The sequence below is a fragment of the Streptomyces sp. NPDC017520 genome, from assembly GCF_044329855.1.
Lineage (GTDB): Bacteria > Actinomycetota > Actinomycetes > Streptomycetales > Streptomycetaceae > Streptomyces.
Window position 1 is genome coordinate 13508 of the sequence record NZ_JBIRKB010000009.1, and the last position, 22731, is coordinate 36238.

21 protein-coding genes and 1 pseudogene are annotated in these 22731 nt (G+C 72.0%); 14 read left to right on the top strand and 8 right to left on the bottom strand.

Translation table 11 applies throughout. The features are described 5' to 3' along the window. Positions 1-189 precede the first annotated feature (189 nt). Together ACH4KB_RS22090 and ACH4KB_RS22095 are read right to left on the bottom strand one after the other, a co-directional pair. A complete protein-coding gene (locus tag ACH4KB_RS22090) occupies positions 190-1215 on the bottom strand; it encodes a hypothetical protein (protein WP_398067591.1) in 1026 nt (341 codons plus the stop codon). Between the two features lie 242 nt (positions 1216-1457). Further along, complete coding sequence (locus tag ACH4KB_RS22095) at positions 1458-2042, bottom strand: DUF998 domain-containing protein (RefSeq protein ID WP_398067592.1); 585 nt, start codon at positions 2040-2042, stop codon at positions 1458-1460. A gap of 608 nt (positions 2043-2650) precedes the next feature. Between ACH4KB_RS22095 and ACH4KB_RS22100 the strand changes: the two genes are divergently transcribed. The 6 genes and pseudogenes from ACH4KB_RS22100 to ACH4KB_RS22125 form a co-directional block, all read left to right on the top strand. Then, positions 2651-3058 carry a YciI family protein gene (locus ACH4KB_RS22100; protein ID WP_398067593.1) on the top strand — a complete coding sequence of 136 codons (408 nt, stop codon included), beginning with the start codon at positions 2651-2653 and terminating at the stop codon, positions 3056-3058. 7 nt (positions 3059-3065) lie between these two features. Continuing rightward, on the top strand, positions 3066-4211 hold the full coding sequence (locus ACH4KB_RS22105) for an RNA polymerase sigma factor (RefSeq protein ID WP_398067594.1): 1146 nt from the start codon (positions 3066-3068) through the stop codon (positions 4209-4211). A gap of 414 nt (positions 4212-4625) precedes the next feature. Then, a complete protein-coding gene (locus ACH4KB_RS22110; protein WP_398067595.1) occupies positions 4626-4904 on the top strand; it encodes a polyprenyl synthetase in 279 nt (92 codons plus the stop codon). Further along, a complete protein-coding gene (locus ACH4KB_RS22115) occupies positions 4894-5949 on the top strand; it encodes a polyprenyl synthetase family protein (RefSeq protein WP_398067596.1) in 1056 nt (351 codons plus the stop codon). Before ACH4KB_RS22110 ends, ACH4KB_RS22115 begins: the two co-directional genes overlap by 11 nt. A gap of 88 nt (positions 5950-6037) precedes the next feature. Then, positions 6038-7213, top strand: coding sequence for an oxygenase MpaB family protein (locus ACH4KB_RS22120; protein ID WP_398067597.1), 1176 nt, complete (start codon positions 6038-6040; stop codon positions 7211-7213). 147 nt (positions 7214-7360) lie between these two features. After that, positions 7361-8443: pseudogene (locus ACH4KB_RS22125) on the top strand (HtaA domain-containing protein); the annotation flags it as partial. A 175-nt stretch (positions 8444-8618) separates the two neighbouring features. Here the strand turns inward: ACH4KB_RS22125 and ACH4KB_RS22130 are convergent. Continuing rightward, positions 8619-10739 carry a glycoside hydrolase family 6 protein gene (locus ACH4KB_RS22130; RefSeq protein ID WP_398067598.1) on the bottom strand — a complete coding sequence of 707 codons (2121 nt, stop codon included), beginning with the start codon at positions 10737-10739 and terminating at the stop codon, positions 8619-8621. Between the two features lie 493 nt (positions 10740-11232). Between ACH4KB_RS22130 and ACH4KB_RS22135 the strand changes: the two genes are divergently transcribed. Next, complete coding sequence (locus tag ACH4KB_RS22135) at positions 11233-12369, top strand: PQQ-dependent sugar dehydrogenase (RefSeq protein ID WP_398067599.1); 1137 nt, start codon at positions 11233-11235, stop codon at positions 12367-12369. 151 nt (positions 12370-12520) lie between these two features. Here ACH4KB_RS22135 and ACH4KB_RS22140 read toward each other — a convergent pair whose 3' ends face one another. Next, positions 12521-13135 (bottom strand): helix-turn-helix domain-containing protein, encoded by a 615-nt coding sequence (locus tag ACH4KB_RS22140; RefSeq protein ID WP_398067600.1) that lies wholly within the window; start codon positions 13133-13135, stop codon positions 12521-12523. A gap of 179 nt (positions 13136-13314) precedes the next feature. On the opposite strand from ACH4KB_RS22140, the gene ACH4KB_RS22145 reads away from it, so the two are divergent. Continuing rightward, positions 13315-14241 (top strand): LysR family transcriptional regulator, encoded by a 927-nt coding sequence (locus tag ACH4KB_RS22145; RefSeq protein ID WP_398067601.1) that lies wholly within the window; start codon positions 13315-13317, stop codon positions 14239-14241. Between the two features lie 22 nt (positions 14242-14263). On the opposite strand, the gene ACH4KB_RS22150 is transcribed toward ACH4KB_RS22145, so the two are convergent. Next, a complete protein-coding gene (locus ACH4KB_RS22150) occupies positions 14264-15292 on the bottom strand; it encodes an aminoglycoside phosphotransferase family protein (RefSeq protein ID WP_398067602.1) in 1029 nt (342 codons plus the stop codon). A 224-nt stretch (positions 15293-15516) separates the two neighbouring features. Here ACH4KB_RS22150 and thpR point away from each other — a divergent pair, with 224 nt between their 5' ends. Further along, positions 15517-16146: an RNA 2',3'-cyclic phosphodiesterase gene (gene thpR, locus ACH4KB_RS22155; protein WP_398067603.1), complete on the top strand. Its 630-nt coding sequence runs from the start codon at positions 15517-15519 to the stop codon at positions 16144-16146. A 117-nt stretch (positions 16147-16263) separates the two neighbouring features. Here thpR and ACH4KB_RS22160 read toward each other — a convergent pair whose 3' ends face one another. Beyond that, a complete protein-coding gene (locus tag ACH4KB_RS22160; protein ID WP_398067604.1) occupies positions 16264-16875 on the bottom strand; it encodes a hypothetical protein in 612 nt (203 codons plus the stop codon). 334 nt (positions 16876-17209) lie between these two features. Next, complete coding sequence (locus tag ACH4KB_RS22165; RefSeq protein WP_398067605.1) at positions 17210-17698, bottom strand: MarR family winged helix-turn-helix transcriptional regulator; 489 nt, start codon at positions 17696-17698, stop codon at positions 17210-17212. 115 nt (positions 17699-17813) lie between these two features. Here ACH4KB_RS22165 and ACH4KB_RS22170 point away from each other — a divergent pair, with 115 nt between their 5' ends. After that, positions 17814-18224, top strand: a complete 411-nt coding sequence (locus tag ACH4KB_RS22170; RefSeq protein WP_398067606.1) for an Ohr family peroxiredoxin — start codon at positions 17814-17816, stop codon at positions 18222-18224. 42 nt (positions 18225-18266) lie between these two features. On the opposite strand, the gene ACH4KB_RS22175 is transcribed toward ACH4KB_RS22170, so the two are convergent. Further along, positions 18267-19799 carry an alpha/beta fold hydrolase gene (locus tag ACH4KB_RS22175; protein ID WP_398067607.1) on the bottom strand — a complete coding sequence of 511 codons (1533 nt, stop codon included), beginning with the start codon at positions 19797-19799 and terminating at the stop codon, positions 18267-18269. A gap of 93 nt (positions 19800-19892) precedes the next feature. On the opposite strand from ACH4KB_RS22175, the gene ACH4KB_RS22180 reads away from it, so the two are divergent. The 4 genes from ACH4KB_RS22180 to yhfZ all read left to right on the top strand — a co-directional run bounded on the left by ACH4KB_RS22180 (position 19893) and on the right by yhfZ (position 22640). Then, on the top strand, positions 19893-20951 hold the full coding sequence (locus ACH4KB_RS22180) for a MerR family transcriptional regulator (protein WP_398067861.1): 1059 nt from the start codon (positions 19893-19895) through the stop codon (positions 20949-20951). 142 nt (positions 20952-21093) lie between these two features. Further along, entirely contained in the window at positions 21094-21276 is a 183-nt protein-coding gene (locus ACH4KB_RS22185) for a hypothetical protein (protein WP_398067608.1), read from the top strand. Positions 21277-21409: 133 nt separating this feature from the next. Further along, the gene (locus ACH4KB_RS22190; protein WP_398067609.1) at positions 21410-21622 is read left to right on the top strand and encodes a hypothetical protein; all 213 of its coding nucleotides are present in this window, start codon (positions 21410-21412) and stop codon (positions 21620-21622) included. A gap of 79 nt (positions 21623-21701) precedes the next feature. Further along, on the top strand, positions 21702-22640 hold the full coding sequence (yhfZ, locus tag ACH4KB_RS22195; protein ID WP_361332533.1) for a GntR family transcriptional regulator YhfZ: 939 nt from the start codon (positions 21702-21704) through the stop codon (positions 22638-22640). Positions 22641-22731: the final 91 nt, after the last annotated feature.

Genomic DNA, 22731 nt, shown 5'->3' on the forward strand with positions numbered 1-22731 from the left:
GCTGCTGTGTCGACGTCGGCGGTCGCTCGTCCCACGCGCTCGACCTGGGGCGATACGTCGCGGTCGGGTCAGGGGTGGCCTGCTTCCCTCTCGGATGTCGGGCCCGCAGGCAGGCGCCCTGAGCCTCGAGGCCACCCGGCGTCACGGCATGCCCGCACCGTGACGCCCCGGCTGCACACGACGGACGGTCTACGTCATCAACGCGATGTGCGGATGCCCGGGCTCCGCCGGGCAGACGAACAGGTGCTGCCGGTAGCCACTGCCTATCTGGACCCCGGTCGCGTTGTAGCCGCGGTGGCCGGGGTACGGTCCAGCACCCGGGTGGGGGTGTGGAGACCAGCTGTTCCCGGCGTCGTCCCCTTCCTCGAACGTGGCGACGGTCATCAGGACCTCCATGCCGGTGCCGCACTCGGAGCAGGGCTGCGAGCTGGGGTCGGTGGAGTTCCAAGCGGGCCAGCCGCCGACCTTCCAGCCGGGTGCGTTGGACAGCACACAGTCGTAGTACGTGTCCGGGTCCATGTCTTCGTCTGCTGCCTGCGGCACACTCCATTGCCTGAGCTGCTCCCGCAGTTCTTCACTCAGCTCCAGATGGTCGGGGTACTCGGTGATCTGCTCCGGTTCGAGCACGCACGGTTCCGGTAGATAGCCGTCGAACTGCACTGCGGGCGGCTCGGGGGGCGTGTCGAGGACGTCGGTGACGGCGGCTGCCGAACGCCAGAAGAGCAGAGTCCTGGGCATGATCGGATGATCGAAGGGGCACCACAGAACCTGCAGCAGGTCCTTGCCCTCCGGCGGGTTCAGATCGGGGACGTCCCGTGCGTACAGCTGGGCCACGGGCAGCATCGCTATGGGGCCGTCGTACGCCTGGACCGCCGGCCTCACCGGATACGTCCGAGGGGGCCGGATCCGTTCGAGAGTCTCCCGTTCCTCCGTAGTCAGGTCCCGGCCGTGCGAGGCGGCGAAGATCCGTCGTTCCAGCCGCAGATCCGCCGGGGGCTGGGCCCGGTTGACGCCATCCACCACATGCGGTTCCTCGCAGTGCGGCCACGGCTCCTCGGCGGGCCACAGCAGCGGCCCGCCGATCGAGCTGTCGTGCCACGTCGGCCCCCCAGGGCGGGGGTGCAGGCGGGTCGCCGTGCGGGCCAACGGAGCCAGCTGGGGAAAGACCGCGGCCACGTCGATCGGCCGTGGCGGGGTGACAGGAGTGACCTTCATGGCCGCAATCTTGCCTACCGCCTCTGACAACGGCCCCCGCGACCGCCCCCCGAAGAGTTCCGGCACGGGTGATACCCAGGAGAAAGCTACCGCCGATCCGTCCGGCAGCCGGCCCGCGAGCAGGTCCACGATCGCCGCGTGGATGTCCGTCCACGCGCGCCTCTGGACGCCTGGCTGCGGCGTGTCACGGACCGCGCGAAGACATGCTTCCCCCCGCCTGCGTCTTCGGGGCTTCGGTTGCGTCAGGCCGCACTCCTGCGGCAGGAGACGACCACCAGGAACGGCCACAGGGCCTGGACGAATGTCACGACACGCTCGGCCACTCCGGGCGCCCCCGCACTCTGCAGCTCGGCCAGGAACCACAGGGCGCTCGCGCCCATCAACGCGCTCGCGGCGAGCGACACGTCCAGCCTCAGCGCCCACGGCACCGGCCTCCGGTCCCGGACGGCGGCCAGGGGAGGCCACACCGCCAGGAGCACGAGGCCCACGGTGGACACGGCGCCGTGCTCCAAAGCCCCGCCGCTGTTCGGGACGGGCACCAGCGTCAGGGCCAGTGCGCACAGTCCGCCGCCGGCCAGGGCCACCCGGCCGGCGGGCGCCGCCGGCCGGAGCGCGTGCGCCGTCGCCACGTAGCACGTCCCCAGTACCAGCAGCATCCCCGTCATCAGCCAGTAGCTGGCAGCACCGTAAGAGGCCAGCACGCTCAGGGTCTGCCTCGCGGGGTCGTACTCCGGACCCTGGCGCAGCTGCGCGATCATCCAGGAGCCGACCAGAAGGACGGGGGCGCAACCGGAGGTGACCAAGGCCCACCAGGGAGCAGATCGCATCGAGCCAGCATAAATGTGAGGATCTCAACTATTACTGACATTTGCCGGATTCGTTCGACCGGCTCCACCGGCCGCGCGCGGGAGACGCGTCGGCGGCCGGGGCGTTCAGCTCGCCAGCACGCGCGGGACCACTGGGCGCCTCGGACGCGGGCCGTGGCCTGGTACGTCAGCGGCCCCCGCGACGTCGGCCGTGTGCCCGTGGGCGTGCCGTTCCGGGAGATACACGCGGCGGGCGGCGGCGAGGTCGGCGCGTGCCGTTAGTGCGGGAGCCGCCGTGCAGCAGCACCAGCGGGTCGCCGCCCCCTCGGTCCCGTACGGTCCTGACACGGGGCGGATCCGCGTACTCACCCGTCGTTCCGGGACTCCCCGGGGCTGTCGTCTTCGTGGTCCCCGTCTCCGACCGGTCCGCGTCACGGTCCCGTGGGCCGCACACGGAGCCCGTGCGGTCACGTCCGTGGGCCCGCACGAGCGGCGATCGCGGGCTCGTGCCCGGCCCGCCGAGAAGATTTCCAGAGGTTTTCGGGCGACGATGTCGAGAACCCGCATCCGGCTCCGTCCCTGGAGTGAAAGCGGCCACAACGGGCCGCACAGCACCGAGGAGTAACACCATGGCCAAGTACCTTCTGCTCAAGCACTACCGCGGAGCCCCGGCCTCGGTCAACGACGTACCGATGGACCGGTGGACGCCCGAGGAGATCTCGGCGCACATCCAGTACATGCAGGACTTCGCGGACCGGCTGGAGAAGACCGGGGAGTTCGTCGACGGCCAGGCACTCGCCCCCGAAGGGGCGTGGGTCCGGTACGACGGCGAGGGCCGCCCGCCGGTCACCGACGGGCCGTTCGCCGAGACCAAGGACCTCATCGCCGGCTGGATGATCATCGACGTCGACGGCTACGACCGCGCCGTCCAACTGGCCGGGGAGCTGTCGGCCGCTCCGGGGGCGGGCGGGAAGCCCATCCACGAGTGGCTGGAGGTCCGCCCGTTCCTGTCCGCGCCGCCCACCGTCACGGAGTGACGCCACGATGAACGAGGCCCTCCTGCGGAGCCTCACACCGAGCGTTCTCGGAATCCTCGTCCGCCGCGGAGCAGACTTCGCGGCGGCCGAGGACGCCGTGCAGGATGCCCTGGTCGAGGCGGTGCGCGTATGGCCGGACGAGCGACCGCGGGACCCCAAGGGCTGGCTGGTCACCGTGGCCTGGCGGCGGTTCCTCGACGCGACCCAGGCGGAGGCCGCCCGGCGCCGGCGGGAGGACCTCGTCGACGAGGAGCCCGCGCCCGGCCCCGTGCCGGCGGTGGACGACACGCTCCAGCTCTATTTCCTCTGCGCCCACCCGGCGCTGACGGCGTCGTCCGCCGTCGCGCTCACCCTGCGCGCCGTCGGCGGGCTCACGACCCGCCAGATCGCCCGGGCCTATCTGGTGCCCGAGGCGACGATGGCACAGCGCATCAGCCGGGCGAAGCGCACCGTCTCCGGCGTGCCGTTCGATCAGCCCGGCGACGTGGCCACCGTGCTGCGCGTCCTCTATCTCGTCTTCAACGAGGGCTATTCCGGCGACGTCGACCTCACCGCCGAGGCGATCCGGCTCACCCGACAGCTCGCGGCAGCGATCGACCACCCGGAGGTGGCGGGGCTGCCCGCCCTCATGCTGCTCCACCATGCCCGCCGCGCCTCCCGGACCGCGCCCGACGGGAGCCTGGTGCCGCTCGCCGAGCAGGACCGGGGCCGCTGGGACACCGGAGCGATCGCCGAGGGCGTCGAGATCCTCCAGGGGGCCCTCGCCCGCGACCGGCTGGGCGAGTTCCAGGCCCAGGCCGCCATCGCGGCGCTCCACGCCGACGCGCCGACCGCCGGGGAGACCGACTGGGTGCAGATCGTCGAGTGGTACGACGAGCTGGCCGCCCTGACGGACAGTCCGGTCGTCCGGCTCAACCGTGCGGTGGCCGTCGGCGAGGCCGACGGACCGCGCGCCGGGCTGACCGAACTCGCCGCACTGAGCGACACGTTGCCCCGCCACACGGCGGTGGCGGCGTATCTCCACGAGCGCGACGGCGATCTGCCGAAGGCGGCGCGGCTGTACGCGGAGGCCGCCCACCAGGCCCCCACGCTCGCCGAACGGGACCACCTCACGCGCCAGGCCGCCCGGCTGAACGCCGGTCTTCGGCGCTGACGGACCGACCGCGCCCACCACGGCCGGAGGTGCGCGACCGGTCCGTCGTACGCCATCCGGCGCGGCAACGCAGCATCTCCGGCGGCGTGTTGGCGAGGACGTCCTCCCCCACCCACCCACCCACCCACAACTTCGCGCCGAGCGCGCGCCGGCCGGCCCCGGATGGGCTCGCAGAGGAAGCGGTAATCGCTCAGGGACGGACCGTCGAAACGGCGGCCGGGATTCTGGGCGAGTACGAACAACTCTCGTCGCCGGCCGCCAGGCCGCGGTGCGGGTGGCGGCAGCGGCGAACCGTACGGTCGAGCGAGTAGATCACTCGATCGTGACTTCCGCACCTTCGACACCCGGTGTGTCGCGATGCTGTGGGGCGGGCGCGCGACCCGCGCCGTCGGCAGTTGATGGGGTGGGAGTGGCATGACGCGAAAAGCGGGACGTGACGGGGACCTGGACGAGCGGGTGGTCCTGCTCGTGGCGGGGGCGGCCGATCTGGCGGTGAGCGCGGTGGGGTCGGCCCTGGGAGCGGTGCGCGGGCTGCTGCGCCGCTCGGACGCCGCCGAACTGGCGGCGGACGCCGAGCACGAGCTGATGGCGCGCGGGCGCCTGGTACTGGGCCGGTACGCTGCCCCGCCGCAGGCCCATCTGGAGCTGCTCGCCCGGCATGCCGTCGCCCGGCGGGCCGCCGATGACGCCTGACCGCTGGGACGCGGCCGCGTTCAAGCTCCGGGTCGACGAGGTGCTGCACCCGTTCGTCGCCCGGGAGGCCGAGCTGTTCGCGGCGATCGACCCGGCGCTGGCCCCGGTGGCCGAGCAGGTGGAGGCGGTCGTCGCGAACGGCAAACGGCTGCGGGCGGCGTTCTGTTACTGGGGCTGGCGGGCGGCGGGGCAGCCGGACAGCGATGCGCTGGTGCGGGCCGCGGCCTCCTTGGAGCTGATCCACGCCGCCGCTGTCGTGCACGACGATCTCATCGACGACAGTGCTCTGCGGCACGGCCGCCCCACCGCGCACATCGCTCTGCGCGGCGCCGTGCGCCGTCGCCCGCGTTCCATCGCCGCCGCCAGGTCGCTGGCGATGCTGGTCGGCGATCTGCTGATGGGAATGGCCGGGCAACTGTTCACCGCCAGCGGTCTGCCCGTCGCCTACCTGGGCCGGGCCCGCCCGTTGTGGACGGTTCTGGGCCGGGAGCTGATCGCGGGCGAGTGCCTGGAGATCCTGCGCACCGGAGCGGAGCCGGACACCGCGGCCTCGCTGAAGGTGATCCGGTACAAGACCGCCAAGTACACCGTCGAGCAGCCCTTGTTGATCGGCGGTGTGCTGGCCGGGGCCGGCGGTCGGCTGCGCGAGGGCTACTCCGCCTACGGGCTGCCGCTGGGCGAGGCCTTCCAGCTGAGGGACGATCTGCTCGGGCTGTTCGGAGACCCGGGGCGCACCGGCAAGGCCAATGCCGACGACGTGTGCGGCCACCGGCCCACGGCCCTGCTGGCGGAGACCTGGCGGGTCGCCGGCGACGACGACCGTGACCGGCTACGGGCCCTTCTGGGCCGGCGCGACCTGGACGAGGACGGGCTCAACGCGGTGCGCGCGGTCATGCGCAGGCTCAAGACCCCCGGCCTCGTCGAAGGCATGATCACGGCGCGCGTCGAGGAAGCCCTCGACGCTCTCCATGACCTGGACGTGCCGTCACATGCGGCCGACGCCCTGACGGCGCTGGCGAACTCGGCGACCGTCCGGCTGTCCTGACTCCTCGCCGGCCCGCCGCACACCCCCGCACCACACCGCATCTCGCATCGCATCGCACCGCATCGCACCGAGAACAAGGAAGTCCGTCTTGACCTACACCGAGGCTTCGATGAACACCCTGCGGCAGGGCGGTGACGAACTGGCCGACGCCACCGTCGCCGCGCTCTTCGAACGCGGGGAGGTGGGCAAGTTCAACACACTGATGCGCTACGTCTCCACCGCCGGCGCTCCCCTGCCGGACGGGCTGCCCGATGTCGCCCGGGACTACCTTCAGGCCACAAGCGCCCCGCCGGCCTGGGTCGACTGGGAGGAGATGGAGAAGGCCCGGCTGTTCTTCATCGACAACAACGTGCACATTTCCACCGCGCTGTCGTTCGCCTCCATGCCGGCCTGCTACGTGGTCCCGCATGTGGCGAAGCTCCTCTCCGCCACCCACGGGCTGAAGTACCCCTCCAAACGGATGGCGGAGACCGGCCAGTTCACCGTCTATCTGATGCGGCCCGACGCCTTCGAGGCCGGAGGCCGCTTCCTCCCCGCCGCCCAGAAGGTCCGGCTTCTGCACGCGTCGATCCGCCATCACCTCCTGCGCGAGAAGCGGTGGGACACCGACGCGCTCGGGACGCCGATCTGCCAGGAGGACATGATCGGCGGGCAGATGTTCTTCTCGCTGCTCGTGCTCGACAGCCTGCACCGCCTCGGCATCCACCTGTCGGAGGAGGGCGCGGCGGCCTACTACTACGCCTGGCGTGTGGTCGGCGCGATGCTGGGCGTCAGCCAGGAGGCCGTCCCCCGGACCCTTGACGAGGCGCGCCGGTTCCTCGACCTCTACATGGTCCGGCACATGGGGCCCTCCGAGGAAGGCGCGCTGCTGACCCGGCAGCTCATCGACCTGTACGAGGAGGTGGTGCCCGGGACCCTCTTCGACCCGATCGTCTCCGCGCTCATCCGGCACCTGGTCGGCTCCACCTGCGCCGACTGGCTCCAGGTACCCCGCACCTCGTGGGACACCGTCGTCAAGGCCGTACCCCACCTCCTCGGTGTCCTGGAGACCGTCGAGGACCGGTCCCCCCTCGGTGCCTGGGCCCTGGACCGCCTCGGCCACCTCACCACCGTCCTCGAACTGTCCTCCCTCACCCGCGGACGCGTGATGCATTACGCCATCCCCGAACAGCTCAAGGAGGAGTACGGCGTCTCCGCCGGAGCGTCCCGCGCCCGCCGCTGGAGTCCGCCCGCCGTCACCGTCCCCGGCCCCGCCCCATCGTGACCATTAGGTAAGCCTCCTCATATGCGATGTGTCGTCTTCGGGTCCCCACACGCCGAGAAGCCGGTATCCCCCCTTCTTTCGGCCGCCTCCCGGGAACGGCTCCGTCCGGACGCGCCGTGCCCCTCCCCCGAAGGAGACACGCAGCGCATGTCCATGCCCCGCCGCGGCCGCCTGGCCGCTCTTGCCGCCCTGACCGTCGTATCCGTGGGCGCCGGAGTCCTCGCCGTTCCCGCCTCCGCCTCCACTCCGGGCATCCACGCAGCCGAGCGGGCCGAGGTCGGCGGTACCACGTCCGCGACCTCCCCGACCCTGGTGTCCGGCCGTTCCTCCTGGGGCTTCAAGAACCCCTGGGACCGCTACGTCACCGGCTCGGGCGGCTCGGTGAACGTGACCGGCGGCACGACCGCGGACGCGACCGGACGGGTCGGCTATCCCGTCGAGCACGGATCGGTGGACCCCGCAGAGCGCTCCGCCGATGTGCGCTTCGGTGGCTCGGTCACCTACGCGGTCCCGAGTCACGGGATAACCGCCATCACGCTCGCCAACCGAGGTCACCGTCAGCGGCAAGGGATACCCGCCCGGGCGCGGCGTGTACCTGGCCCAGTCCATCGCCCTGCCCGGCACCGCCGACGCCAGCGTCTTCGGCAACGCGGCGTACGTCCGGCAGGTCGGCGCGGACGGCACCTTCAGCGTCACGCTGAAAATCACCGAGACCTTCGCCCCCTCCGGGGCCCCCGTCGTCGGCTGCCGTGCCACCGCCTGCTGCGTGACGAGCTTCAACTCGCACGACGGGAGCGACTCCACCTGGATGCCTCCCGGGCCCAGGACGTCGCCCAGCCGCTCAGGTTCGGCGTCGAGGTCCCCGTCGCCGCCGTGACCCGGCACCCCGCGTCCCGCACCGTCCGCTCCGCCGCGACCGGCACGTTCACCGCCGCCGCGACCGGCGCGGACTCGGTCCGCTGGGAGCACAGCACCGACTGCGGCACGACCTGGAGCACCGTCGCCGGAGCCGCCACGACCAGCCTGTCGGCCAAGGCGTCGGCCGCGCTCAACGGCCACCGCTACCGTGCTGTCTTCGTCAACGCGTCCGGTGAGAGGGCCACTTCGGCCGCCGCTCCCACGGTGTCCGCTGTGCCCGCCCGGATCGTCTCCTTCAACGCCTTCCCCGAGCCGGCCCGCAAGGGGCGCACCATCACCGTCAAGGGCACCCTGCGCAGCCTGGAAGGCACCTGGAAGGCGCAGTTCAAGGCCACGTCGTCCCGTCTGGGCACGACCGGCGCCGGCGACCGGGCCGATGTGCGCTGACCCGGACCCTGTCCGTCCGGCCCCGGCACCGCTGCCCCTCTCCCGTCGTCCGGGGAGAGGGGCAGCGGCAGTCCGGCAGTCCGGCCGGTGGTGGAGCTGGTCAGGGGGCGGTGCCCCAGGCGAGAGTGGAGCCGGTGTAGACGCCGACCCTCGGGGCGTCGGCGAAGGCGGTGTTGGTGGAGCGGCTGTAGTCGTCGCTCTCCTGGAACGCCGACCAGTCGCTCTTGTTGATCCGCAGCTGAATCTCCCCGGTCGTGGCGCCCGCCGCGAGGCTGCCGCTGCCGAAGCCGACCTCCAGGTAGTGGCCGGCGCCGGTGGCCGGTGTGCTCACCGCCCGGACGCCGTGTGTCACGTTGCCGCAGCCCAGCACCGCGTAGTCGCAGGAGGTACCGAAGGTGCTCGCGCCGCCTTCGGAGGTGAACCAGTAGCGGGCCGTGACCGTGGACAGATCGACCGCGGTCGAACCGGTGTTGACCAGGCGGAGGGACATCCGGATCTGGTTGTCGGTCGGGGAGCTGTCGGTGTTGCGGTATTCGGCCTTGAGGGTTCCCGTTCCGGTGCCGCCGCCCGCCTCGGTGGTGACCTGTGTGGCGGGGGACGCCGCCGAGACGTTGCCCGCCGCGTCCTTGGCCCTGACGGAGTAGCGGTAGGCGGTCGAGGCGCTCACGCCGGTGTCCGTGTAGGTCGTCGTGGCCGTCGTCCCCACCCGGACGCCGTCGCGGAGGATGTCGTATCCCGTGACGCCGGTGTCGTCCGTGGACGCCGTCCAGGCGAGAGTGACGCTGCTGCTGGACTTGGCCGTCGCCCGCAGGTTCGTGGGCACGGTCGGCGCCTGGGTGTCGTCCTCGCCCCCGCTGCCGCCGTCCAGCGGCGGGTTGGCGTTGCGGAGCAGCTCCTGGAACTGTGCTGAGAACCAGTGCCCGGCCACCGGGGAATCCGGCAGCGCACCCGTGAGGTTGAAGCCGTTGCGGCCGTTGCCGGTGTACGTCGGGTCGCACATCCGGTCGAAGCCCTTGCCCTCGTCGTTGTCCCGGGGCTCGCTGCTGCCGTCGGACTCACCCGGGGGCTTGGCCCAGACGTAGGCGTCGATCCCCGGCTCGGGGGCGGTCGTGGGACGCTCGCCGATGCCCGCGCCGCTTTGGTTGCACCAGTTGCCGGCGTGGATGCGGCGGTCGGTCCGGCTACCGTCGACATAGGCGTCGGCGCTGGTCAGCGGTCCGGGTCCAGCGGGCCGGGAAGAGCCGCCCCAACCGTTGCGGGCGGTGTCGATGAGCATGCCGATGTCGGAGGCAAAGCCCTGACGGACCAGTTCCGTGCGCAGGGCCTTCGCGAACGAGAGCTCGTCCACGTAGTAGTTCCAGTCCACCCAGCGCGACTGGCGCACCGTGGTCCCGTTCACGGAGTCGGTCACCGCGAAGTGCGGCTCCTGGAGCGCCGAGTAGTTGGCCGTGTTCACGATGAAGCCGTGCACGTCGGAGACGGTGGCGCCCTCCATCGTCGCGGCCTTCTTGAACTGCTGTGCCGCGGGGACGAAGTTGGAGTCCCAGCCGAGCCAGCCGTGGTGGGCGGCGTCGACGTAGTTGTAGACGTTGGGCACGGCGCCCAGGGTGCTCAGGGCGTATCCGATGCCCTTCTCGTAGTTGCCGTTGGCCTTCATCGTGGCGCACTCGGGGGTGGAGCCGGCGGTCCCTCCGGCGTTGGTGACGAGGTTGGGCAGCGAGTCCGGTTCGATGAGCGTGACAATGCGCAGGCTCGCGTACGCGGGGTCGTCGAGGATGTCGGCGATGGGGTCGATGTAGTCGTTCTTGTAGCGGCTCAGCTCGGTGGGGCCGAGTTCACCGTTGGAGGCGAGGGCGGCGCAGTCCCGGCCGGGCAGGTTGTAGATGACGACCTGGAAGAGGTCGGCTCCCTGGCTCACGGCCGTGTCGAGGTGCGCGCGCAGGCCTCGCGCGCCGGGGGTACCACCGATCGCGGCGATGCGGTCCATCCAGACGAAGGACGGCTCGTCCGCGATGACGTCGCCGCCGGGCTCGGCGGCGGCCTTGGCGGACCAGTCGGGGTTCACGTACGCGGTGGCGCCCGCGTAGGGGTTGTCGACGCGGTCGGCGGCCGACGCCTGTCCGGGTACGGCCACCGCGAGTGCGGCGCCCATGACCAGTGCGGACAGTGCTGCGGCCGCTCTTCTGCGAAGTGCGTGCGGGGTGGTGCCTCTGCTTCTCATTGCGGCTCCGTGCTCCTCTCGTACGTCCGTCGGGGGTAGCGACGGACGGGTTCAGGGGTCCGTGACGCTCAGGAGGTAAGGGATGCGAGTGGGGAAGCGTGCGTGTGGGGAAGCGTGCTTGTGGGAGCGCTCCCAAACTGGCGTGACATTCAATGACTGTCAAGCGCTACAGCGCAATTACGTTGCATGAACGTGTAGTTGGAGAGAATTGGAGCGCTCCCACCAACCGCCGAACTGGCGGCACGCGTAGCCCCCCGGTCATGTTCGCGTCGACGATTGGCCGACTTTCGACTTGCGGAGTGCGCGAGCGCCGCCGCGGGAGAAGACGCCGCAACGCTGGTCTGGGCCAGACCACGTCCGTCCCCCTATCCTCGCCTGTAGCCGGTGACACACCCACTCCCCCACCCAGGTTGCCTGCCGGCTCGTGCCCCCCACTCAACTCCGCTCGAGCAGCCGGGTGACCTCCCCCCTTCGCCGCCTCCAGGAGGCCACGGTGAAATTTCGCACCAGAAGCTCGGCGGTCATCGGCACGCTCTGCCTCGTCACGTCGCTGGCGTTGACCACGGCGTCGGCCGACGAGCCCGCGTCCCCGGTTCAGCCGGTGAACGCGTCCCTGACCGAAGTGGCCAGGGCCCAGAGCCCGTCCGCCGGGGCGGCCGGGCCCGATGACACATTGTGGATCGCCGAACGCGCGGGCACGGTAAGAGTGCTGGACGACCAAGGTCTCGGCGCACCCGTGCTCGACATCTCCGACGAGACCACCACGGACGGCGAACGCGGCCTGCTGGGCGTCGCGTTCGACAAGACGTTCGCTCACTTCTACATCTCGTTCACGGACCTCGAAGGCACCAGCACGGTGGACGAGTTCGCCGTGGAGGGCGGTCGGCTCCGGCCGGAGAGCCGACGCACCGTCCTCACCCAGACGCAGCCGTACGCGAACCACAACGGCGGGGACATCAAGTTCGGCCCCGACGGCTATCTGTACATCGCCTTCGGTGACGGCGGATCGGGCGGCGACCCGCACGGCAACGGGCAGAAGCTCGACACGCTGCTCGGCAAGCTGCTGCGGATCGACCCGAGCGGGGGCGACCCGTACGCCATCCCGGCGGACAACCCGTTCGTGGACGACGCGAACGCGAAGGACGAGATCTGGTCCTACGGGCTGCGCAATCCGTGGCGGTTCTCCTTCGACGCGGGCACGGGCGACCTGCTGATCGGCGATGTCGGCCAGAGCGACTGGGAGGAGATCGACTGGGCTCCGGCGGACAGCGAGGGCGGCGAGAACTACGGCTGGTCCTCCATGGAGGGCACCCACCCCTTCCGGGGCGGCACGGAGCCGGTGAACCACGTCCCGCCGGTCCACGAGTACGACCGCACGGGCCTCGGCTGCTCGGTGACGGGAGGATTCGTCTACCGCGGCGACGCGCTCTGGGACCTCCGGGGGAGCTATGTGTTCAGCGACTACTGCGACGGCACGCTGCGTACGCTCCAGCTGGAGAACGGCGAGGTGACCGGCGTGGGCGACCTCGGAGTCAGCGGCGGCGAGGTCATCTCGTTCGTCGAGGGGGGTGACGGCGAGCTGTACGTCCTGGGCAGTGCTGGCGCCGTCTCACGCGTCGACCCCGCGTGAGACGCTGAAACGCACGGACTGTCAGCCGCGCGGACCGGTGCGGGGCCCGCCGACCGTCATGATCGGCGGGCCCCCGCCCATGGCCCGGCCGTACGTCGGGGGCTCGGGCCCGACCGCACGGCAGGCACTCCGACACGCCGCCCCGCGCTCGTCACGGGAGGCTCCGCCCGGGCGGGGCCGGGCGGTTCGCCCTCTCCGCGCCTTCGCCGCGCTGATGGCCACGGCGGGCGTCCCGGTCGAAGATGCCCAGCAGCTCGCACGGCCCGCCCTCGGCGCCGATCGCGTGCGGGAGCATCGTGGGGAACTCCGCCGCCTGGTTCGTCTCGATCCGCAGGCGGCGGTTGCCCAGGAGCAGGATCGCGGTGCCGGAGAGAACGACGAGCCACTCGCGGCCCGGATGCGCGCGCAGCCGGGAGGGGTTGTCGGGCGGCGGCTCGGTCATGCGCTGACGGATGACGGTCATGCCGGGTTCCGCCTTGATGGGCCACCGCAGCTGACCGTGGGCCCCGTCGATCGTCGGGTTGGAGACGATGTCGTCGGAGGCCGTCTCGACCAGCTGGTCGAGGGAGGTGTCCAGGGCGCGGGCGAGCGTGACCAGCTGGTCCAGGGCCAGTCGGCGCCTGCCGTTCTCGATGCGGCTGAGCGTGGACTGGCTGACCTTCGCGCGGGCGGCGAGCTCTTCCAGGGACCACCCCTGGGCCACGCGCAGGGCGCGGATGCGTTTGCGTACCAGGCTGTCCAGCTCACCATCATCTTCTTGCGACATAGGCATGAGCGTATGCCATTGACGCAAGGCGCACTCTGCGTCGGTCGCTCCTGGGGTCTCGCCCCTACGTGCCGGTCCGGGGCCGCTGCGGCCGGCCCGTACTGCGGAGAGCTCCGCGGACGCACACCCTGCGGTCGGTGAGCCACAACCAACGGTTGTGGGCGCATAGGCTTCAAGGTGTGGACATCGAAGCCGTGCGCACGTTCGTCACTGTCGCGGAAACCGGACAGTTCCGGGAAGCCGCCGTGGAGCTGCGCATCAGTCAGCAGGCCGTCTCCAAGCGCGTGGCGGGCCTGGAACGCGTGCTCGGGGTGACGTTGTTCGTCCGCACCGCCCGTGGAGCGCACCCCACTCCGGACGGGCAGGCCTTCCTGCCCCACGCCCGCGAGGTGCTGCGGGCCGTGGAACGGGCCGTCGCCTCGGTACGCCCCGGAGACCGGGTGCTGCGTGTGGACGTGCTCCACCGGCGCATCGCCCCGGCGCTGGCCGTACGCGGCTTCTACCAGGCCCACCCCGGCACGGACCTCGACGTGGTGACGCTCGCGGACGCGAACGTGACCGGGGCGGCCGAGGCGGTGCGGGCCGGCCAAGTCGACGCGACCTTCCGCGCCGTGCCCGCGGGCGCGCTGCCCGACGGGATCAGCGCCGACCGCGTCCTCGACGATCCGTTGCAGCTCCTCGTCGGACCGCGCCACCCGCTGGCCTCCGCCCGGTCGTTGGCCCCGGCGGACCTGGCCGGTCACCGGGTCTGGATCCCGGGCATCAAGCAGGGCACCGAGTGGGCCGCCTACTACGACCGGCTCGCGGAGGACTTCGGTCTGCGCATCGACGCCGTCGGCCCCGATTTCGGGGCCGAGGCGCTGATGGACTCGATCGCCGACTCCGACGCGCTGGCCACACTCGTCGGCTCCCGGGACCGCTACGTGTGGCCGGCCTCGCACGACCTGCGGCGGATCCCGGTCGTGGGTCCGACTCCGGTCTATCCGCACGTGTTCCTGTACCGGACGGCCAATCCGCACCCGGTTCTGGCGGCGCTGCGCAGGTACCTCGCGCAGGTACGGCCGACACCGCCGGCCGACGCGTGGACACCGGGCTGGGCCCGCTGACGCCGTGGGCGAACCGCCTCAGTCAGGGGCGTCGCGCGGGGACGGGCCGGAGTCCGGGCCAGCGGGCGAGCATCCGCCGGCGCATGTCCGTACAGAGGATGCTCAGTCCGCTCGGACCATCGCGGCCGGCGGTCATGCCGCCGACGACACCGAGCCGGTGGACAAGGCGTTGACGGGCCGTCACGGTGCCCCACTTCCAGTCGCGGACCGGGATCCGGGCCAGGTGATCGGCGCCTTCGCGGTGGGCCCTCTGGACCAGGGCGTCGCCCCGGATCAGCCAGCCGGCGCAGAAGTCGGTGAGGTCGCCGTGGAGTTCGTCGCCGGCCTCGGTGCGCCATGCCGTGCGGTAGGCGGTCTCCGCCCGTTCCAGCAGCGGGGCCGGGGCCGCGGTGACACACCAGCAGGTCGGGAAGCCGATGCGCAGGTAGGCGAGCTCCACCAGCCCGCTGCCCAGTGAGGCCTGTTCGAAGTCGATGAACCGGGTCCCGCCGGTGGTATGCAGGTCGTTGCCGGGGCACGGGTCGCCGTGGAGCAGGGCGTGCCCGGGCGCCCGGGCCAGCCGGTGCACGAGGTCGTCGAGCTCGCCGGGCACGCCGGGAGGGACGGGAGCGTCGAGAGCGGCGGCCAGCCGGAGGAATGAGGCGGCGTCGGCGGCGTCCGGGCCCTGCCAGCGGGGCAGCACTCCGGCGTGCTCGGGACGGGCGACGGCATGCAGCCGGGCCAGTGCCGCCGCGTAGTCCACGATCCAGTCGCCGGAGGGTTGCCGGTGGTCCAGATGTTCCAGGACCAGCACCCGGTCGCCGGGAGCGGTGCCCAGGAGCCCGGGCACCACGGCCGGGTCGGCTCCGGCGGCGAGACGCAACGCGGCCAGCTCACGGGCGTACCGCTCATCGGCGTCGGGACCGTCGACGATCTGCTTCACCACCACCGGCGCCCCGGCCGTCTCCACCCGCCACACCCGTGAGCGCGGACTGCTGCTCAGCCGCCGGGAACGTCCGGGCGCGCCCAGTCCGGTCCGTAACTCGTCCCCCCAGGGCAGTCGCCGTCTCATGCGCTCATCCTCGCACGGGGGTCCTGCCCCGACCGGGGGATGTCCGGCCTCCGGCCCGGCCGTGGAGCAGCGGCGGGTCGAGACGCTCTTCCCCGTGCCGCCCGAGGGTTCAAGCACTGCTCCGGGCCGCGTCGCGCCGTACGGTACGACGTCGGCCCGCGCCCGAGTCCGGCACCGGGCCCCGCGTTGCGGCAGGGGCACGGCCGGCACGTACGGTACGGCAGGTGAACGAACCGCTCGAAGCCGTGACCGGCCCCCCTGCGGACGAACGCGTCCGGGCCACGACGACCCGCGTGTTCCTGGCGCTCGCCCCGCCCGACGACGCGAAGGACGAGCTGGCGCAGGCGCTGCGCCCGGCCTACGACGCCCATCCCCGCATGCGGTGGAACCGCATCGAGGACTGGCACATCACCCTTGCGTTCCTCGGTGAGCTGCCGGTCTCCGCCGTCCCGCCTTTGATGCCTCCGCTCGCCGGGCTCGCGGCGCGGCGACGTCCCCTGCGGCTGGCGCTGCACGGCGGCGGGCACTTCGACGAGCGGGTGCTGTGGGCCGGGATCACGGGGGACCTCGCAGGGCTGCACCACCTCGCCACCGACGTACGCGCCCTCGTCAGGGAGTGCGGTGTCTCCTTCCCCGAGCGGCCGCTGCGGCCCCATCTGACGCTGGCCCGGTCCCGCCGGGGTGACCACGCGGCCACGGTGGAGGCCGCGGCGGGGCTCGCCGCGTTCACCGGCCGGAGTTGGGAAGCCATCCGTCTCCACCTGGTCGGCAGCAACATCGGCCGAGGCCCGGGGCCGATTCACTACCGCGACATCGACGCCTGGGACTTCCACCACGGAGCGGGCGGGACCTGAACGTCCGCCGTGCTCCCACGGCGGTCGCACGGTCACGGTCCTGTGTCACGCGGTTCCGTGTCACGCGGACCGGTCGTACGGTCCCGTGCTTACGCGGACCAGTCGTACGGTCCTGTGTCACGCGGACCGGTCGTGCGACAGCAGGAACTCGGTGGCCCGCGCGATGGCCTCGGCGGATGTGCCGTGGACGGCCTCCGACTCGTCCTCCTGCAAGTCCGCGCCCGTGGCGGTGTACCACCAGGCGTCGGCGCCCGGATCGTGGTGAATCACGGCGTCGCCACCCGCGTAATGAAGGGGAATGGACTCACTGGCGGACTTCTTGGGCACCGCGTGCGGCCACTTGACGCGCGCCGACTGACGCTTGATGCCACCCCAGGCCGCGCCGAGCTGCGCGTAGCTGGATCCACCGCGTCCGGCGACGGTGGCCGCACTCTCGGCCAGCCGGTCGACGGACCGCTTGGCCTCGTAGAGCGACCGCACCATCGCCAGCTGCACATCGGGCGCGGCCATGAGGGCGGCGTCGAAGGGTTTGCCGGCCGCGCGGTAGGCGAGCGCGCGCGTCGAGATCCGTTCCGCCAGTGACCGGACCGCGTCGAGCACCTGCTCGTCCATGGCGAACGTGTCCTCGTCGCGGGGCTCGATCCAGGCGGGGTCCACCGGGGTCAGGACCGTGGCCCAGAAGTTCTCATCGCTCTGACCAGGGGTCGGGATCGCCTTCACATCATCCATGTGACAACTTTAGCTGTCACTGGATGAGTCGGCAATCATATTTGTCGCCTTGACTTTCGACAGATTCATCTGTCGCATAGCAGGGGGTGGCACCGGCGGACGTTCCTGATCTGCCTCGTGACCTTCGGTGCGGCCTCGCGCGACGACCTGGTCGCGACGGTCCGGATTCGGCCGCGCTCGACCGGTTCGCCGTCCGCCTATCGGCCTGCGGCTGTACGAATCACCGACCGTGGAGCCACTGGACCCCGGCATGCGGCGGGCGGTCGCCGACCGCAGAGCCGCCGCCCTGACCCACCGCGACGACCGACCACCAGGCACACCGGCCCTCAGTGACTCAGTAGGCGTCGGCGGCCTCCCCCAGGGCGGCGGTGAGACGACCCAGGACGTCCTGCAGCCCCAGAACCTCGTCCAGGGACAGACCGGTGGCGTCCAGCACACCTCGGGGGACGGACAGCGCGCGTTCGCGCAGGCGCGCGCCCTCGTCGGTCAGGTCGACCAGAACGGACCGTTCGTCCTCGCGGCTGCGTTCGCGCCGGACCAGGCCGACCGCCTCCAGCCTCTTCAGCAACGGCGAGAGGGTTCCGGAGTCCAGGTGGAGACGGTCCCCGATGCCCTTGACCGGCTGGGGGCCGTGCTCCCACAGGACCAGCATGACCAGATACTGCGAGTACGTGAGGCCCAGGCCCTTGAGAGCCTGCCGGTAGAAGCCGCCGAACGCGCGCGACGCGGAGTGCAGCGAGAAGCAGACCTGGTGGTCCAGTCGCAGCAGCTCCGCGTCGGGGACGCCGGAGAGATCGGGCGAGGCGCCCGGAGCAGTGGTCATGGAACCAGCGTACCGCCGACCACGCCATTCAGTTGTGCACAACTTAGTTGTATGCAATCTTTACTTCTGTCGCCGCGACCATCCCGGTCGGGGCTCCAGTGGAAGGTCACCACCCATGGACGCGTTGTACACCGCCGCCGCCACCGCCAACGGCCGCGAGGGCCGTGCCGTGAGCTCGGACGGTCAGATCGACCTCCCCCTCGCCATGCCTCCGGCTCTCGGCGGCAACGGCCGGGGCACCAACCCCGAGCAGCTCTTCGCCGCCGGCTACGCCGCCTGTTTCGCCAGCGCGATGGCCGCGGTCGGTCGCGAGATGAGGGTCGACACCAAGGACGCGTCCGTGACCGCCGAGGTCTCCATCGGCAAGGACGGCGACGGCTTCGGGCTCTCGGTGGTCATGCGCGTGGAACTCCCGGACGCTCTCGGGGGCGAGGCCGGGCGCAAGCTGGTCGAGGCCACCCACGCCTACTGCCCGTACTCCAAGGCCACGCGGGGAAACATCGACGTCGAGCTGGTCATCGAGTAGTCGCCCCGCCCCCGGGCCACTCCGCTCGTTCGCATCGGGACGTCACCCCTTCAAGCGGGCCAGCACCGCGCCCACCGCGCGGTGCACGGCCTCGCGCGCCCCATCGGTCGGGTCGAGGGTCTCGAAGCCGTGACGCCCCTCCGGTACGTCGATGACCTCGACGTTCGCTCCGCAGCGGGCGGCCTCGGTCAGGAACTCCTCGACGGTCGCGGCGATCTCGGCACTCTCGCGTTCCGCCCGGACCAGCACGACGGGAAGACGACCGGCTCGGGAGACCGCCCGGACCGGGTGGAGACGGGTGCCGCCCATCCCCCAGCTCGGCAGCGGCGCGAGGATCGGGTAGTTCGCGGCCACGCAGCGCAGCCACGGCGGCGGGTTTGTCAGCCAGTCCGCCATGATCGGGCCTCCGCCCGAGAAGAACCACAGGACGATCCGGTCCGGGTCCACCCGCGGATCGGCGCGCACCCGCTCCACCGCGTCGGCCACGTCCGCGGCGGCGACCTCGTAGTCGGTCACGGCGTGCAGGCGGTGGTCGAGCGTCACGCCCACGACCCCCTGCCCGGCGACGTGGCGTGCGTATCCCGTCAGCGTCGGCCAGTCCCGGGGCGTGGGCCGTGCGTCGGCGGGCACCGGGCCGCCGTGCACGAACACCACGGCCGGGTGCGGGCCCGGACCGTCCGGCAGGTACAGGTCGGTGTTCCCGGTCCGCTCGCGGGGCCTTTCGGGCACGTCGAGCAGGAACGGCCGCAGATGGGCGGGCGTACGGGAGGCGGCGTCGGCGGCGGTCAGCCGGTGCCCCCCGCCGGACGCGGCCTCGATCAAGGTCTCGGCCAGCGCGGCGGGGCAGGACAGCATCGGCCAGTGCCCGGTGGGCAGTTCGAGGAAGGGCACCCGGGCCTCGGCCAGCGACCGGAGCGCTGGGTCGCCGACGTCCACCAGGATCTGGAGCATCTCGACGCCCGGCCCGTTGCCGGTGCACAGCACCCCGGTCACGGGCACGTCGGCCACGGCTCCGGTGAGCCGCAACGGCTGGAGCAGCGTGCCCAGCGGCTGCGGTGCCGCGAGGGCGGTGAGCCCGTCGAGCGCCGCTCCGGAGAGACCCGCGATGCTCCCCCAGCGGGACCACGCGTCCCGGGCCGGGGGCGGCAGCTCACCGCCGGTCCCCCGCGCCCCGTTTCCGGCGGCGCGCTCCATCACCTCCTCGCGCAGTCGTTGGTCGGGCACGGCGGCCAGGGCGGGGACTCCGTCCCGCGGCATCCCGGCGTCCAGGTACACGATCCGGGCGATCGCCCCGGCCCTCCGGTCGGCGGCGCCGAGCACCGGATGGATGCCGTAGTCGTGGCCGACGAGCACGATCTCCCTGCCGTTCTCCGCCGCCACCGCGTCGATCACCGCGAGCACGTCCGCGACATGGGTCTCCAGGTCGACGGCCGCGCCGGGATCCGCGGGGCGCCCGCCGAGCGCGGTGAGCGCCACCGTTCGCACCTCGGCGCCTTCCGCGGTCAGCCGAGCGGCGGTGTCCCGCCACACATGCGGTCCGGTGAACGCCCCGGCCACCAGGATGAATACGGTCATGGTCCCTCCTCGTCACGGTGTCTGCCGCGCACCGGCCCGATCACCCGGCAGCGCTCGCCGTTACCGTAGGAACTCCCCCTGGTGGAGGTTCAAGTGTTCTCGTCGTACGACGGTCTGTGCACCATCGGCGAACTGGCCGAGCACACGGGCGTGAGTGTCAAGACCGTCCGCTTCTATTCGGATCGAGGGCTGCTTCCGGAGGCATCCCGCAGCGCCGGCGGGCACCGCAGGTACGCCCCCGAGGCCGTGGAGCGGCTCCGCATGATCCGCTCCCTGCGCGGCCTCGACCTGGCGGTTCCCGAAGTGCGCCGCATCCTCGACGAGCAGGACGAGCGGGGCGACGGGGCAGGGGAGGGTGGCGCGTTGGAGGATGCCGTGGCCGGCCGGCTGCGCTCCCTGGGCTCCGAACTCGCCGCGCTGCGCTGGCGGGAGGCCGCGCTCAGGCTGGTACAGGAGAGCCCACCGGCCGAACGGCCCGACCGGCTGCGGCTGGTCGGTGCGGTCGCCGCCCCGCCGAGCACCGCCTCGCTGGCCCGGTTCTGGCGTGCGTGGCTGCCGCCCCGCATGCCCGCCCGGTCGGTCACCGCGTTCCTGGAGGCGGCGGTGCCCGACCTGCCCGACGACCCGCGGCCGGACCAGGTCCTCGCCTTCGCACGGCTGCACGCCTACGTGACCCGTCCGTGCGGTGGCGGCGGTGGCGGCGGCTCCTGCCAGCCCCGGGCGCACCGCGTCGCCGGGGCCCGTGCGTCGGCTGTGCTGTACGCGGGTCTCGCCGCGGCCTACGACCTGGCCGGCGGGGAGTTGCGCCGCGATGCGGAGCCCTGTCCCGGCGAGGCGCTGGACGGTTTCGTGGACGCGTACGCGAGCTCGTACGGCGCCCCCGACACGGCGGCCTTCCGCCGCGTACTGGCCGGCCGGCTCGCGGACGATCCGCGCATCGACCGCTACTGGGACCTGACGGCCGAGGTGATCAGTGCTCCCGGCGGCCGCCCCGAGCCGACTCCGGGCTCCGCGCACGACTGGCTCCTGGCCTCCCTGGAAGCGCAGTTGCGGGCGATGGACGGTGTGGACGTGCGGTTGGGGCACGGTTCCGTCGCACCCTCGTCCGGAACGGGCGTACGGAACGGGGCACGGGCCGTTTCACCCCGGTGAGCGGGGCCGTTCCCGGTCCGCGATCACCCCAATCAGGCACTCCGGAAGAGCCAGGGCCGCCGGGAGCGGCGTGTCGGGCGGTGACACATGCGGGGCCGGCGCCTGGCGGGGTCGGTGAGGGGGCGCGCTCGCCCAGTTCGCGGTGCGGACCAGCACCCTGCTGGCGGTCGCCCTGATCGTCGCGCTGGTGTGGGTCAGGCCGAACTCCGCGCTGCTCAAGAGCGCCGTGGCCGCGACCGTAGTGCTCGTGCTGTTCGGCCTGCGGCTGGTGTGGCGCTTCGTCACCGCGCGATGCCGCGGCAACCGGTGCCGGCCGCACCAGTGAGGCGTCGCCGTCACCGGCCCGCTCGGCGGGGTGCGGGACGCGGTGGTGGGATCCGGCGCGCCGTACACCGTCCATGGCCGACGCGCCCTCATATGCTGCACCTTCTCCCAGTTCGCCCGCTTCAGGAGGTCCCGTGCCGGCCCGCGCCATGTACTGCTACACGTGCGATTCCGACGAGCAGCACCGTTCCCTCACCACCGACGAGAAGACCTGGCTCCGCAGCCGAACGGGCCGCCGGAGCGTCGACGAGTTCTTCATGTGCCAGGCGCCGAGCTGCCGCAATGTGCGCAGCGGTTTCAACAAGCACCCGTTCGACCCCGTGATCCGCGTCCCCCTGCCGGACTGAGACCGGCTCGGCGCGGCCGTACGCAGGCCCGGCGGTCCGGCCCTTGCCAGTATCCAGAATCCTGTTTACTGTTTGGTTCGTGAACGACCTCGACGACCGACTCCTCACGCGCAACGGCCTCGCCGCCCGACAGCTGGCCGTCCTGCTCCTGCATCACGAGCCGGACACCCGGCTGCCCCGCGTGCGCGACTTCGCCGAGGAGCTGGGCTGCGGCAACGGGACCGTCCAGGCGGCCCTCCAGCTCCTGGAGGAGGCCGGGGCGATCTCCACGACCGCGCGCGGCCACCTGGGCACCTTCCTGGTCCGTTCGGACCGCACCGTCCTGTGGCGGTTGTCCGGCCTCGGCACCCTGCTCGCGGCCATGCCGCTCCCTTACTCCCGTAGGTACGAGGGGCTGGCGACCGGACTGCGCAGCGCCTTCGAGGAGGCGGGCGCGCCGTTCGCGATCACGTTCATGCGGGGCGCCGGAGCCCGCACCGCCGCCCTGCTGGAGGGCAAGGTCGACCTGGTGGTGCTGTCGCGCTTCGCCGCCGACCAGCTGATCGCCGAACATCCGGTGGAGCTGGTGGCCGATCTCGGCCCCGCCACCTACGTCGGCGCACACGGCATGCTCGTACGGCACGGGGCCGACCTGGCCGCGCCGGGGCTCCGGGTGGCCATTGACCACGCCTCGGAGGATCTGCGCATGCTCGTGGAGCGGGTGTTCGCCGGCCGGGAGGACATCGAGTGGCGGGAGGCCTCCTACATGCAACTGCACGACCTGTTCGCCCGGAACGAGGTGGACGCGACCGTCTGGAACCTCGACGAGGCGCAGGACCGGCTCGGGCTCGGCGTCGACGTGGTGCCGCTCGGCGACGAGGTCACCCGGGAGCTGGCCCTGCGCAACTCCACCGCCGCCGTGATCGGCCGGACCGAGGGAGCCAAGGCTCTCGCCGCCGTCCGCGAGTCGCTCGACCTGTCGACGGTGACACGACTGCAGAGTGAGGTACTGCGGGGGGAACGCGTCCCCTCGTACTGACCCGCGGGCCCGGCCGCCGCGACGCGAATGTCCCGGAGCGCCGCACACCCTGAAAATACAGAATCCTGGTTATTGTTGATTGAGGAGGACC